The 14,503-nt window shown below is 60.3% G+C and carries 9 protein-coding genes; 6 read left to right on the top strand and 3 right to left on the bottom strand.

Translation table 11 applies throughout. The annotated features are described in order from the left end of the window. Window positions 1-94 precede the first annotated feature (94 nt). From ACGHUK_RS12135 to ACGHUK_RS12125, 3 genes are all read right to left on the bottom strand, one after another. The gene (locus ACGHUK_RS12135) at window positions 95-1,486 is read right to left on the bottom strand and encodes an ABC transporter substrate-binding protein (protein WP_390574430.1); all 1,392 of its coding nucleotides are present in this window, start codon (window positions 1,484-1,486) and stop codon (window positions 95-97) included. Window positions 1,487-2,086: 600 nt separating this feature from the next. Further along, window positions 2,087-2,704, bottom strand: a complete 618-nt coding sequence (locus ACGHUK_RS12130; RefSeq protein ID WP_005942920.1) for a thymidine kinase — start codon at window positions 2,702-2,704, stop codon at window positions 2,087-2,089. Window positions 2,705-2,954: 250 nt separating this feature from the next. Continuing rightward, window positions 2,955-3,596 (bottom strand): redox-sensing transcriptional repressor Rex, encoded by a 642-nt coding sequence (locus ACGHUK_RS12125; RefSeq protein WP_005942917.1) that lies wholly within the window; start codon window positions 3,594-3,596, stop codon window positions 2,955-2,957. A 261-nt stretch (window positions 3,597-3,857) separates the two neighbouring features. On the opposite strand from ACGHUK_RS12125, the gene ACGHUK_RS12120 reads away from it, so the two are divergent. The 6 genes from ACGHUK_RS12120 to ACGHUK_RS12095 all read left to right on the top strand — a co-directional run bounded on the left by ACGHUK_RS12120 (window position 3,858) and on the right by ACGHUK_RS12095 (window position 14,268). After that, a complete protein-coding gene (locus ACGHUK_RS12120; RefSeq protein ID WP_120079899.1) occupies window positions 3,858-4,538 on the top strand; it encodes a ClpP family protease in 681 nt (226 codons plus the stop codon). 102 nt (window positions 4,539-4,640) lie between these two features. Then, a complete protein-coding gene (locus tag ACGHUK_RS12115) occupies window positions 4,641-7,568 on the top strand; it encodes a DNA translocase FtsK (RefSeq protein WP_390574429.1) in 2,928 nt (975 codons plus the stop codon). A 174-nt stretch (window positions 7,569-7,742) separates the two neighbouring features. After that, the gene (locus tag ACGHUK_RS12110) at window positions 7,743-9,809 is read left to right on the top strand and encodes a YgiQ family radical SAM protein (protein WP_207698504.1); all 2,067 of its coding nucleotides are present in this window, start codon (window positions 7,743-7,745) and stop codon (window positions 9,807-9,809) included. Beyond that, entirely contained in the window at window positions 9,782-10,930 is a 1,149-nt protein-coding gene (locus ACGHUK_RS12105) for a ComEC/Rec2 family competence protein (protein ID WP_390574428.1), read from the top strand. The genes ACGHUK_RS12110 and ACGHUK_RS12105 overlap by 28 nt, the downstream gene beginning before the upstream one ends. A gap of 232 nt (window positions 10,931-11,162) precedes the next feature. Further along, window positions 11,163-11,849, top strand: coding sequence for a methionine synthase (locus tag ACGHUK_RS12100; protein ID WP_097773801.1), 687 nt, complete (start codon window positions 11,163-11,165; stop codon window positions 11,847-11,849). Next, a complete protein-coding gene (locus ACGHUK_RS12095; protein WP_390574427.1) occupies window positions 11,836-14,268 on the top strand; it encodes a homocysteine S-methyltransferase family protein in 2,433 nt (810 codons plus the stop codon). Before ACGHUK_RS12100 ends, ACGHUK_RS12095 begins: the two co-directional genes overlap by 14 nt. Window positions 14,269-14,503: the final 235 nt, after the last annotated feature.

Genomic DNA, 14,503 nt, shown 5'->3' with positions numbered 1-14,503 from the left:
ATCTGCCGGTCGGGCGGCAGGTGCCCCTCCGTATTAGCCAAAGGGTGCCCTTTATATGTACGTTACCGCACACAGCGGCACTCTGAAGAAAAACTTAGCCGATGGTGTAACCAACAGACTCCATGCCGTCCAGCAGGGTGTCAACAACGTCTGCACCGGAAACGCCGTCGTAGTCAACGGTGTCGAACACTTCCTGATAGATGCCGGTGCCGGAAGCCTTCAGGTCGTTGTTCTCGAACAGGGGATCCAGCTTGTTGGTGGTGAAGGCCATGACCTTTGCATTTGCCTCAGCCACCAGATCCTTGACAGCGCCGGCTTCCTGAGCAGCAGCCAGACCAGCCTTGGAAGCGGGGATGCCGCACTCGGAACCCATGATGGCAGCGCCCTTGCCGTTGTTCAGCAGGAAGTCGATCAGGGTAGCAGCCTCGGCAACGCACTTGCTGGTCTTGGTGATGGCCAGACCCATGGAGACCTTGGAGAAGCCGCCGTTGTTGTCGCCGAACTTGATCTCCTCGCCAACGGTGAAGCCGTCCTTGTTGGCATCATCCAGAGCGGAGGAGTACTTGGAAGCAGCGGAATCCCACTCGAAGATACCTGCAATCTTACCGGTGATCCACTCGTTGGACTGGTGGGTAGCGGTATCAGAGTTTGCAGAGTAGTAGGTCTTCAGGTTCATCATGACGTGGCCATCCACCAGGCTCTTGATGAAGTCGATGCCCTCAGCGATCTCGTCCTCGGTGTAGTTCAGGGTAGAGGTGACGGGGTCAGCCCAGTCCTTGCCGTACTTGGACTCGAGGTAGAAGACCATCAGGATCATACGGTCGTATGCGCCCAGATGCATGGGGTAGTAATCGTCGCCCAGCTTCTCCTTGAATGCCTTGCCGGCAGCCATCAGATCATCCAGAGACTTGGGAACTTCGGTGATGCCAGCCTTGTTGAAGGTGGTCATGTTCCAGAAGAAGATACGGCCGGTCATGGAAACGGGCACGCACTGCTGGCTGTTTGCAACGTAGCAGGCGTCCATGGCAGCGTCATCCCACTGGGTCAGATCCAGGAACTTGGAAACAGTGTTCAGGTCCACGAACTTGCTGCCATCAGCAGAGTAGTTGTACAGCCAGTTCCAGTTCACCTGGCACACATCCTGTGCGTTGCCAGCGATGAAGGCAGCTGCCATCTTCTCTTCCCAGCCGGACCATGCGGCGAAGGTGGGCTCGATGGTGATGTTGGTGTGCTCAGCCTGGAACTCCTTGATGGCGTTCTGGTAAGCCTCGTGACGGCTGTCGCCGCCCCACCAGCTGATGGTCATGGAAACAGGGCCGTCAGACAGTGCCAGGCTCTCGTCTGCAGAAGCAGCGGGAGCGGAAGAAGCGGTGGAAGCAGCAGAGCTGGATGCAGCAGAGTTGCCGCCGCAGGCAGCCAGAAGGCCGGCAGCGCCCACAGCGCCGGTGACCTTCATAAAATCACGACGAGAAATTGCCTTGCTCATTTTTGTTCTCCTCCTAAATACAGAAAACATCATCTCGAACGGGGGTTCTGCACATACCCCGTTGTATACAATTATGATAACAAAACAACAACCAAAAAGAAAGACGCAAATTGCAGATATCTAAACAAAAAACGTACAAATATTGCTCTTGTTCCCGCGCAAGAATTGACGCCTTCGCTGAAATGAATAAACTTGGCTCGAAAAACTGTGCAACATGTATACTTCGCTATTTTGCATAGAAAACTGGGATGCATCATAGGAGGAACGTCGAATTTTGCAATAATTTTGTAAACATTCCGTTTCAGAACGTGGAAACGTTGCATACATTGTGGACGAACAACAGCTTAAAAAGCCCGGATGGGAGTCTTTGAACTGATATATCAATAGCGCAAAAAATGTGCACTCTGATATATCAATTGTTTGCGGCGGGCATCCGGCACCGGTCTTCGGGCATGGAAATCGGTGCTTTTTCGCCCTTTGGGGGGGTGAAGAAGCACCGACAGCGACATATTTTGCGCTGTTGTGTGGACTGCGCCTGTGGGCCGGGAATAAAAAAGAAAGGCTGCCGTGTCGTTGAACACAGCAGCCTTGTATACAAGTTTATTCAACCCGCGAAGCAGCTTTTTCGGCGTAGAACGCGCGCTTTGCCTTGAAATAGCACTGGGGGCACATGCTCACGTACTGCACATCGTTTTCCAGATCGATGGCCACCTGCTCGCCCTCAAAGACGAATCTGCCGTTCACTCTGCGGCAGTTGCAGATGGCCTTGCGGCCGCAGGTGCAGATAGTCTTCATCTCCTCGATGGTGTGGGCCAGCTCCAGCAGGCGGGTAGAGCCGGGAAAGCCCTTAAGCGAAAAATCTGCCCGCAGGCCGTAGCAGATCACCGGAATGTTCAGGTCCACCGTTACCATGAACAGCTGTTCTGCCTGCTGCGCAGTGAAAAACTGGCTCTCGTCGCACAGCACGCAGGCCAGCGGCGCACCGTCAGCGTTGGCCGTGCGCACGGCCTCGAACACGTCCGTCTCCGGCGGGATCAGCAGATCAGCCTTGCGGCGCACGCCCAGACGGCTCACCAGCTCACCGCCGCCCTTGGTGTCCACCTGTGGCTTGAGGATCAGCACCCGCATCCCCTGTTCTTCGTAGTTGTGGGCTACCTGCATCAGGGCGGTGCTCTTGCCGCTGTTCATCGCGCCGTAACGGAAATACAGTTTTGCCATTTGAAAAACTCTCCTTACAGAAAGAACCCTCTCAGCCAAAGCCTGACGGCTTTGCCAGCTCCCCCGATGGGGGAGCTTTTCTGCATCTTCCGGGCAGGCTGTCCTTCGCCGGAGAAGCAGAAACTTTCCCGTCCCCACTCATAAAGCTCCCCTTTCGGGGGAGCTGTCGAGCGTATGCGAGACTGAGAGGGTTCAGCGGCATCTCAGGCTTTGACTGAGAGGGTTCTCTTATTACTTACAATAGGTACGTTCAGTCCTGATTGCGCAGGCGGTAGCCAAGGCTCATCAGGCTGTCGCCCAGATGGACGTTCTCCACCACCACATCGGGATACGGCACAGAGAGGTCATAGTGGGAGAAGTTCCAGAAGCCCTCGATGCCCAGATCCACCAGACGGCCGCTGACCTGTTCCGCACCGTCGCGGGGCACACAGAGCACTGCGACCTTGGGGTGATGCTCGGCACAGAAAGACTCCAGCTCGTCGATATGGCGGATCTGGATGCCGCTGATCTCCTTGCCCACCTCGCTCTGTGCCACATCAAAGGCGGCGATCAGGCGGTAGCCGTTGGTGTCGGTGGTGATAAAGCGGCTCACTGCCTTGCCCAGACGGCCGCAGCCGATCAGGATGGTGGGCAGGCGGTCGCCGTTGCCGAACAGCAGGCCTTCCAGAATGGAGAGCAGGTTTTCCACCGAGTAGCCGATGCCCTGCCGGCCATTCACATCGCCGATGCAGTTGAAGTCCTGCCGTACCTGCGAAGCGGTGGTGCCCATCTGAGCAGCCAGCTCGCGGGAGGAAATGCTGTTGATGCCGTCCGCCTGCAGAGAGCACAGATAGCGGTAATATTTGGGAAGACGCTTGATAACGGGAAGCGAAGCCCTTGCAGGAGTGTTCATAGAATACTTTCTCCTTTCGCTCTATTGCAGTACTTGCCGCAGCTGCCTGCTTTACAGATGCGGCACAGAGAAACCCCGATCCGTTTACGGGTTCATATTGCAGATATTACAGTCAATTATTTAAAGTATACTGCACCGATGGAGAATGTCAAATCATTCTCAAAAAAATTTTATGAAATGTTACCGCTTTTTTGCTGCAGCGGGTCTGCATAGCCCGGCACAGGCTGGGGAATGCTGACAAAAAACGCAGGAGGAAAGCATATGAACGATGAAACGCAGCAGACCGATGCGCGTCGGCTGGAAAAAGAAGAGATCGAGGATCTGGGCACGGTCACGCTGGCCCGCGGGGAGCATGTGATCCACTGCCTGACCGTCATCGGCCAGATCGAAGGCCATTCGGAAGCGCCGCAAGGCCAGAAGACCACGAAGTATGAGCATGTCATCCCGCAGCTGGTGGCCGCGCAGGAGGATCCTCGCATCGAAGGCCTGCTGGTGCTGCTGAACACGGTAGGCGGTGATGTGGAAGCGGGCCTTGCGCTGGCGGAGCTGATCGCCAGCGTGTCCAAACCCAGTGCAACGCTTGTGCTGGGCGGCGGGCACTCCATCGGTATCCCGCTGGCCGTCAGCGCCCGGCGCAGCTTCATCGTGCCCACAGCCACCATGACCGTGCACCCGGTGCGGCATTCCGGCGTCATTCTGGGGGTGCCGCAGACCATGCGCAGCTTTGAGCAGATGCAGCAGCGCATCACCGGCTTCGTAGCGGCCCACAGCGGCATGACTGAAAAACGCTACACCGACCTGATGCTCCACACCGGCGAGCTGGTGATGGACATGGGCACCGTGCTGGATGGACGCCGGGCCGTGAAGGAAAAGCTCATCGACGAGCTGGGCGGGCTTTCGGATGCGCTGGCGTGGTTGTATAAAGAGATTGAACGCAAATGAAGGCCGATTTTGTACAACAATAGGTTTGCCAATTTCTTCCCTGCGTGGTACAATAATAAAATCAAATAGTGTGTCTACTACAAACGCGGGGAACAAAGAAACATGGCAACAAAAAAACGTAAAACGACAACACGGCGCGCAGCATCGCGCAAAAAACGCGCAGAACAGCGGCTTCCGGCGGGGCTTGGCACCCTGTTTGCAGGCCTTTTGCTGGTGGTGCTGGCCTTTGTGGAGGGAGATTCGGCATGGAAGGCCCTGCACGATGTGCTGTTCGGACTTTTTGGCTGCGGCAGCTTTGTGCTGGGCGCGGCAGTGTGCTGCCTTGCTGTGCAGTATACCCGGGGCGAAGACCTTCTGCCCAAGATCTTCAAGCTGGTTCTGGGGCTGGTGTTTGCCTGCGGCACGGTGATCGTTTTTTCCGATATCCAGCCGCAGGGCATGTCGGCATTTCAGATGACGGCTGCCTGCTACGCAAACGGCGTGAATGCATGGATCGGCGGCGGTGCGCTGGGCGCACTGCTGGGCGGCAGCCTGCTGCTGCTGTGCGGACGGCCTGCGGCAACCCTTATCATGATCGTGCTGGCACTGTGTGTCAGCCTGTACATTTTTGATCTGACCCCGGCAGAGGTGTGGCAATGGCTGTGCGCTGCGTTTGGCGGCGTGCACGCAAAGGGTGCGGCCATGGCGCAGCAGAGCGCAGCCCGCCGCGCTGAACGTGCCGCTGCCCGCGCGGCAGAAGCCGAGGCTGAGGAAGACTACGACGAAGCAGAAGATGAATACCGGGATGAGGAAGATGCCGAAGAGGAGATGGAAACTCCGGCTTTCCGCATCGGTGTGCCGGACTGGCTGAACGGCATCCGCCACTGGGGCCACAAGGTGACCGAAGAGATGGAGGCGGAGGAGCCGGAGGCCGCCCCGCAGCCGGAGCCGCCCGCAGATACTTCCGGCCAGCCGCTTGCCCAGCCGGAGCCTGCCGCCCCGGCCATCACGCCGGTGCAGGTACGGGTATCCCGGCCCCGGGCTTCCTTTGACGTAGACCTTGGCCCCGACCACACTGAGGTGAAGGAGGGCGGCAGCGAACCCATCGAGCCGCTCATCGTGGGCCCGGGCGGCACCTTTGGGCAGAACCCGCTGCGCCCGGCCCCCAGACCTGCCACACAGCCCATCGTACAGGACGCAGTGGAGACCGATGCATCCGATTTCTTTGCAAAGGCTGCACAGCCGGTGCAGCCTGCGGCAGCGGAAAGCTTTGATACTCCGGTCATGACCCCGGCAATGCCGACGGCCCAGCCGGAAAGCCCGGCAGCGGCAGTCACGCCGGAGATGCCCGCCGTGCCCATCCAGCCCGCAGTCCCGGCGGCACCCGCCCGGGTGAGCGCCGAAAACGCCGTTGCCATGCGCGGCACACCCGACGAGGACGGCTGGATCAGCATTACCAGCGAACCGGTGGAGGAAAAGGATATCAGCACGCTGGTGGCAGCGGCAATGGAAAAGCCTGCCGCTTCCGAGCAGGCCGCGGCAGCGGCCCCTGTGGACGAGACCGAACCGGTGGATACTTATCAGTACCAGTATCCGCCCATTGAGCTGTTTGAAAAATCGCAGGACGAGACCGACCCCGGCGCGCAGGAAGAGCTGAAAGCCAACGCCCAGAAGCTGGTGGATACGCTGGAAAGCTTTGGCGTGCGCACCCGTGTGCTGGATATCTCCCGGGGCCCCTCCGTCACCCGGTACGAGGTGCAGCCCATGGCGGGTGTCAAGATCAGCCGAATCACCTCGCTGGCAGACGATATCGCCCTGAACCTTGCGGTGGCAGATGTGCGTATGGAAGCGCCCATCCCCGGCAAGCCTGCCGTGGGCATTGAGGTGCCCAACCACAAAAAGACCCCGGTGTATATCCGCAGCGTGTTCGAGAGTCAGAGCTTTTTGCGCATGACCTCACCTCTGGGCATTGCGCTTGGCAAGGACATTGCCGGTGTGGCACAGGTGGCAGACCTGTGCAAGATGCCCCATCTGCTCATTGCAGGCAGCACCGGCAGCGGTAAATCCGTGTGCGTGAACAGCATCATCATGAGCCTGCTGTTCCGCTCCAGCCCGGAGGACGTGAAGCTGCTGCTGATCGACCCCAAGGTGGTGGAGCTGGCCGAGTACAACGGCATTCCCCACCTGCTGATGCCGGTGGTCACCGAGCCGAAAAAGGCCGCAGGTGCCCTTGGCAGCGCGGTGCAGGAGATGGAGCGCCGCTACCGCCTGTTTGCAGAAAACAATGTGCGCGACATCAAGTCTTTCAACAAGCTGGCCGCAGAACGGCCTGATCTGGAAAAGATGCCCTACATCGCCATTATCATCGACGAGCTGGCTGATCTGATGATGGTGGTGGGCAAGGATGTGGAGGACTCCATCTGCCGCATCGCCCAGAAGGCCCGCGCCGCCGGTATGCACCTGATCGTAGCCACCCAGCGCCCCAGCGTGGACGTGATCACCGGCCTGATCAAGGCCAACATCCCCAGCCGCATCGCATTTGCAGTGTCCAGTCAGGTGGACAGCCGCACTATTCTGGACGGCTCCGGTGCCGAAAAGCTGCTGGGCATGGGTGATATGCTGTTCATGCCCGTGGGTGCGCCCAAGCCTACCCGTATTCAGGGCACTTTCGTGCGGGATGAGGAGATCAGCCGTGTGCTGGACTTCATCAAGCAGAGCGGCACCGTGCAGTATGACGAAGCCATGATCGAAGCCATGGAAAAGCACGCCATTCAGGACGGCAAGAAGGGCAGCGGCGGCGCGGACTCCGACGAGGATCCCGATACCGACCCGATGTTCAAGCAGGCCGTGGAGGTGGTCATCGATGCCGGTCAGGCCTCCACCAGCCTGCTGCAGCGCCGCTGCAAGCTGGGCTACGCCCGCGCGGCCCGTATCATGGACGAGATGGAACAAAAAGGCATCATCGGACCCTACGAGGGTGCCAAGCCCCGCGCTGTGCTTATCAGCCGCCAGCAGTGGCTGGAAATGCAGATGAACCAACCGGAGGAATGACCCTCTCAGGCGCTGACGCGCCAGCTCTCCCGAAGGGCGAGCTTTATGAGTGGGTAAGATATCGTCTGCCTTCAAAGAAAAACTGGATGAAAAGATGCAAAAAGCTCCCCCATCGGGGGAGCTGGCAACGCCGCAAGGCGTTGCCTGAGAGGGTTTAACAATAAAAGGAGCATTATGGATAACTCTTCCCCAAAGATCTACACCGAATTTCTTCCCATCAGCCGGGCCGATATGGAGGCCCGCGGGTGGGAGCAGCTGGACTTTGTGGTGGTGGGCGGCGACGCCTATGTGGACCACCCCAGCTTTGGCACTGCCATCATCAGCCGCCTGCTGGAAGCCGAGGGCTATAAGATCGGCGTGCTGGCCCAGCCACGCTACACCGACTGCGAGGACTTCAAGCGATTCGGCAAGCCGAAGTACGGCTTCTTCATCGGCGGCGGCAACGTGGACAGCATGGTCAGCCACTATTCCGTGGCAAAGATCCCCCGCGCCGAGGACGAATACTCCCCCGGCGGCAAGGGCGGCGCACGCCCGGACCGCAGCGCCACCGTGTACACCCGCCTTGCCAAGCAGGCCTATCCCGACCTGCCGGTGATTCTGGGTGGTCTGGAAGCTTCTCTGCGCCGCTTTGCCCACTATGACTACTGGCTGGACACCGTGCTGCCCAGCATCGCCGAGGATTCCGGCGCAGACATCATCAGTTTTGGCATGGGCGAGCACCAGACCGTGGAGATCGCCCGCCGCCTTGCCGCCGGGGAACCGGTGGAGAGCATCACGGACGTGGACGGCACCTGTTACATGACCGACTTCGACCATCTGCCCGAGCGCTACGTGGAGTGCGCAGGCTTTAAAAAGGTGGCGTCGGATAAGACGGCGTATGCCAAGGCCTGCCGCATCCAGATGGACAATCAGGACGTAGTCAGCGGCCAGATCATCGTGCAGAAGCAGAGCGAAAAGTATCTGGTGCAGAACATCCCCGCAAAGCCGCTGGTGCGCGGGGAGCTGGATAAGGTCTACGCCCTGCCCTACACCCGTCGGTATCATCCCATCTACGAGAGCATGGGCGGCGTGCCCGCCATCCGTGAGGTGCAGTTCTCCATCATCCAGAACCGCGGCTGCTTCGGCGGGTGCAACTTCTGCGCCATCCAGCTGCATCAGGGGCGGCGTGTCACCAGCCGCAGCGCGGACAGCATCGTGGCAGAAGCCGAGCGCATGACCCACGAGCCGGATTTCAAGGGCTACATCCACGATGTGGGCGGCCCCACCGCAAACTTCCGCTTTCCCTCCTGCCGGGAGCAGATGCTGCGGGGCATGTGCACCGGCGGCAAGCACTGTCTTGCTCCCACCACCTGCTCCCACATGATCGTGGACCACAGCGACTACCTGAAGATCCTGCGCCGGGTGCGGGAGCTGCCGGGCGTGAAAAAGGTGTTCATCCGCAGCGGTATCCGGTTCGACTACCTGATGGCCGACCCGGACGACACCTTCTTCAAGGAACTGGTGGAGTACCATGTGTCCGGCCAGCTGAAGGTGGCTCCGGAGCACTGTGCCCCCAACACGCTGGCCTACATGGGCAAGCCGCCCATCGAGACCTTCAACAAGTTCAAGGATAAATTCTATGAGCTGAGCAAAAAGGCCGGCAAAAAGCAGTATCTGGTGCCCTATCTGATGTCCAGTCACCCGGGCAGCACCCTCAAGGATGCGGTCTATCTGGCAGAATATCTTTATAAAAACCACATGCGCCCGGAACAGGTGCAGGATTTTTACCCCACCCCCGGCACTGTGAGCACCTGCATGTTCTACACCGGCCTTGACCCCTACACCCTGAAGCCGGTGTTTGTGGAAAAGACCCCCGAGGGCAAGGCGCTGCAGCGGGCGCTGCTGCAATACTACGAGCCTCGCAACGCCGAGAAGGTAGTCAAGGCGCTGAAGATGACCCACCGGGAGGACCTGATCCCCCTGCTGGTGCCCGCCGTAGGCCGCCGCGCCGTGCAGCGCTCTGCCCGCCGGGCCGAAGCCGCCGATGTGACGATCCACAATGACGGCACCTATACGGTGCGCCCGAACCAGAAGGGCCATAACGGCAAGCCTGCCCACGGCCAGAGCCGTGCCGCTGCACCGACAGGCCGTGCGCCCAGCCCCGGCGCACGCTTTGCGCCCCATTCGGCACCCGCGCGCAAGCCAAAAAACGATCAACAGAAAGAGAACACAACGTGGAAAACTGGAAAGAAGAAAAAGTAAACGCGCCTAAGAAGGGCCTGTGGCAGCGCCTTGCTGCGCTGGCCGCTGCCGCCGCACTGGTGCTGAGCCTTGCGGGCTGCAGCGGGCTGCCGTCCGTCCCGGGCGGAAGCGCCGATGTAGTGCCGAACCCGTCCGCTTCTGCTGCGGCGGCTGTGGATACGGTGGACGCACCCTTGGAGGTGCATTTCATCGATGTGGGTCAGGCGCTGAGTGTGCTGGTGGAATGCGACGGACAGTTCATGCTCTACGACGGCGGCAATGTGGACGACGGCAGTCTCATCGTCTCTTACCTGCAGAGTCAGGGGGTGGAGCAGCTGGAATATGTGTTCTGCTCCCACGCGCACGAGGATCATGTAGGCGGCTTGGCTGCCGCACTGGCCTACTTCCCGGCGTACCATGTGTACAGCCCGGTGACCGATGCCTCCACCAAGTGCTTTCAGGATTTTGTCAAGTACACCCAACAGCAGGGCCTGCAGGTAGAGGTGCCTGCCGTGGGCACGATGTGGCCGCTGGGCGGCGCTACCGTGACCATGCTTGGCCCGGTGGCACAGTACAGCGACACCAACGATACCTCCATTGTGCTGCGCATCGACTACGGCTCCACCAGTTTCCTGCTGACCGGCGACATGGAAAAGACTGCGGAGACCGACCTTGTGAACAGCGGCGCGAACCTCAGGGCCGATGTGCTGCAGGTGGGCCACCACGGTTCCAGCACCTCCACCAGCTACCTCTTCCTGAACGCGGTGCTGCCGGAAATGGGCATCATCTCCTGCGGCGTGAACAACAAGTACGGCCACCCGCACGAGGAAACGCTGAGCATCCTGCGGGATGCCAGGGTGGATGTGTACCGCACCGACCTGCAGGGCACCATCACCATTGGCAGTGACGGCCAGAACTACACCGTGGGCACCGAGCACTTTGCGGCAGATTCCGCGCTGAACCCCACCGACCCGGCGGCATCCAGCACGGCCCAGCAGGCGTACATTGGCAATGTGAACAGCAAAAAGTTCCATCTGCCTACCTGCCCGAACCTGCCGGCAGAGAAGAACCAGATCCTCTTCTCCAGCTATCAGGAAGCCGTGGAAGCAGGCTATACGCCCTGTTCCAGCTGCATCAAATAAAGAACGAACTCCCCCAGTCTGCTTCACAGACAGCCCCCTCTGGGATGGGGCCTTTGGCAAAACCGAAAAGCTTACCTTTTCGACAGAGGCTCCCTCCTTGAGGGAGCTGGCACGGCGTGAGCTGTGACTGAGGGAGTTTTCTTTTATCCGCCGCTCTGCGGGATTGATAAAATCCCACAGGTGCGGTATACTTAAGACCACTTTATTTCAAAAAAGCAAGGAGGTGCGGCGGATGATCGGTGCACCGCAGCCGCTGGTGCTGGCAAAACCGGCGGCGATCGATACAGCACAGGCAGCGCGGTATTTCGGGGCCAGAGGGGAACCGGACGACCGCACCATGACCCTGTTGGAAACATGCGCCATGCCGCTGCTGGCGGCGGCAACGCCCCGGGCGGTCTGGCTGGAAGCGGACACGGCTGCCCTTGCCGAAGCAGGCATCCTGCGGGGTGGGGATGTGATGAAGCATCTGGAAAACTGCCCGCAGGCGGTGCTGCTGGCCGTGACCCTTGGCCCCGGCGTGGATGCACAGATCCGCCGTGCCGGTGTGGGAGATATCGCGGCGGGCGTTGCGTCCGACGCACTGGGCAGCGCGCTGGCCGAGCAGGCCGCAGACGCAGCCGAAGCAGAGCTGCGCCAGTGGGCCGCAAAAGAGGGAAAGTATTTGACCGGGCGGTTTTCGCCCGGCTACGGTGACTGGGATATTGCAGTACAGCCGCTGGTGGCAAACGCGCTGGATACGGTGCGCCGGGCGGGCCTGTGTGTGACCGATACCAACCTGATGACCCCGCGCAAGAGCGTGACGGCCATTCTGGGGGTCAGCGGCCACCCGGTAAAGGGAAAACTGGCCGGGTGCGGCCACTGCGTGCTGCGCACCCGGTGTGAGTATAGAAAGAGGGGAAAGACCTGTGCAAGCGAGTGAACTTTTCAAGCAGAGCAATACCGTCCTGCTGGACGGCGGCATGGGCACCATGCTGCAGGCTTCGGGCCTGAAGCTGGGTGCAAAGCCGGAGGAGCTGAACATCACGAACCCGGAGCTGATCGAGAGCATCCATGCCAAGTATGCCGCTGCGGGCAGCCGCATCGTCAACGCCAACACCTTTGGCGCATCGGCCCACAAGCTGGCGGGCAGCGCCTACAGTCTGGAAGAAATCATTGCGGCGGGCATCGCCAACTGCAAGCGCGCCTGTGCGCCCTACGGTGCCCTGACCGCGCTGGATGTCGGCCCGCTGGGAGAACTGCTGGAACCCAGCGGAACGCTGGCCTTTGAGGATGCAGTGAGCGAGTACGCCCGCATCGTCCGGGCAGGCGCTGCCGCCGGGGCCGACCTCATTTTTTTTGAGACCTTTACCGATCTGTACGAGCTGAAAGCCGCTCTGCTGGCCGCAAAGGAAAACAGCGGCCTGCCTATCTTAGCCAGCATGAGCTTTGAAGCCGGCGGGCGCACCTTTACCGGCTGCACGGTGGAAAGCTTCGGCGTGACCGCCCGTGGCCTGGGTGCCAACGCGGTGGGCATCAACTGCTCACTGGGCCCCAAGGAGATCTTCCCCATGGCAAAGCGTCTGGCAGAGGCTGTGCCCGGCGACTTTCCGGTGTTCGTCAAGCCCAATGCGGGCCTGCCCCGGGCCGACGGCAGCGGCTACGATATCACCCCGCAGCTCTTCGCCATGGAAATGAAGCCCTACCGGGAACTGCATCTGTTCGCGGCGGGCGGCTGCTGCGGCACCACACCGGAGTTTATCAAGCTGCTGAACAGCGTTTTTGCAGGCTGCGTACCCGGCCGTCCGGCCCACAAAATGCCCTCGGTGCTGTGTACGCCGGTGGATTTCGTCAACGTGGACGGCATCACGGTGGTGGGTGAGCGCATCAACCCCACCGGCAAAAAGCGCTTCCAGCAGGCACTGCGGGAAGAGGATATGAACTACGTTCTGGAGCAGGCGGTCAGTCAGGTGGAAGCTGGTGCTCAGGTGCTGGACGTGAACGTGGGCGCACCCGGCGTGGACGAGCCTGCCCTGATGCCCAAGGTGGTCAAGGCCCTGCAGAGCGTCACCAGCCTGCCGCTGCAGCTGGATTCCTCCAATGTGCAGGCACTGGAAAACGGCCTGCGCGTGTACAACGGCAAGCCCATCGTCAACTCTACCAACGGCGAGCAGGAAAAGCTGGACGCGATCCTGCCCCTGTGCAAAAAGTACGGCGCGGCCATCGTGGGCCTTGCCATCGATGAGCGGGGCATCCTGCCCGCCGCCGAGGACCGGGTGGCCATTGCCCGCCGCATCACGGAGGCGGCCCTTGCCGTCGGCATCCCGCGGGAGGACATCTACATCGACTGTCTGACCCTGACCGCCAGCGCCCAGCAGAAGGACGTTCTGGCCACCGTGCAGGCACTGGAAGCCTGCAAAAAAGAGCTGGGCGTGCGCACCATTCTGGGCGTGTCCAACATCAGCTTCGGCCTGCCCTGCCGCCCCTATCTGAATACCACCTTCCTCACCATGGCCATGTATGCGGGCCTTGACCTCGCCATTATGAACCCTTCCAGCGAGGAGATGATGGCGGCGGTGTATGCTTACAACGTGCTGACCAACCGCGATCCGCAGAGCACCAAGTACATTGAGCGGTATGCCGACCGTGTGCCTGCATCCGCAGCCATCCGGCAGGCCGCGCAGGCGGTGCCTGCGGCTTCGGCATCCGGTGAGAGCGCAGAGCTTACCGGCCCTTACGCTCCACTGATGAAGGCAGTGGAAAAGGGCCTGAAGGGTGATGCCGCCGCCCAGACCAAGGCACTGCTGGCCGAAAAGCAGCCGCTGGAAGTGGTGGACGAAGCGCTGATCCCGGCGCTGGACATCGTGGGTGCCAAGTACGAGAAGGGCACGCTGTTCCTGCCGCAGCTGCTGCAGGCCGCAAGTGCGGCCCAGAGCGCCTTTGAGGAGATCAAGAACGTCATTGCCCAGAAGGGCGAGGGCAGCGCCAGCAAGGGCCGCATCGTACTGGCCACCGTCAAGGGCGACGTGCACGACATCGGCAAGAACATCGTCAAGGTCATTCTGGAAAACTACGGCTTTGAGGTGATCGATCTGGGCCGTGATGTGCCGGTGGAGACGGTGGTGAACACCGTGCGGGAAAAGAATGTGCATCTGGTGGGTCTTTCCGCCCTGATGACCACCACCCTCAAGAGCATGGAGGAGACCATCGCCGCCCTGCACGAAGCGGGCCTGGACTGCAAGATCATGGTGGGCGGTGCCGTGCTGACCCCGGAATATGCCGAGAAGATCGGCGCGGACTGGTACGCCAAGGATGCCAAGCGCAGCGCGGACATCGCCAAGGAATTTTTCGGGGCGCAGTAAAAGCATGAATGCAGGCCAGTAGGAAGCTTTCTCCGCGAACAGCCCGGGACTCCAGTCCCACCCCAGCGGACGGTCTTCGGAGAAACTTCCGGCCCGCCGCCCCGGTAAGCTGGGGCCTCCTTTGAAAACACCTGAAAATCTATTTGCAAATTGTTCAAAAACTCCACAAAGAAATGCCACGATTGTCTGGTAGTATAAGGGTGCAGTCAGGGAGATGCAAAGACATCTCCCCAAA

Source organism: Faecalibacterium sp. i25-0019-C1 (assembly GCF_042854225.1).
Classification (GTDB): Bacteria; Bacillota; Clostridia; order Oscillospirales; family Ruminococcaceae; genus Faecalibacterium; species Faecalibacterium taiwanense.
Note: the sequence above shows the minus strand (reverse complement) of the source record. Positions and strands in the feature narration are given on the sequence as shown.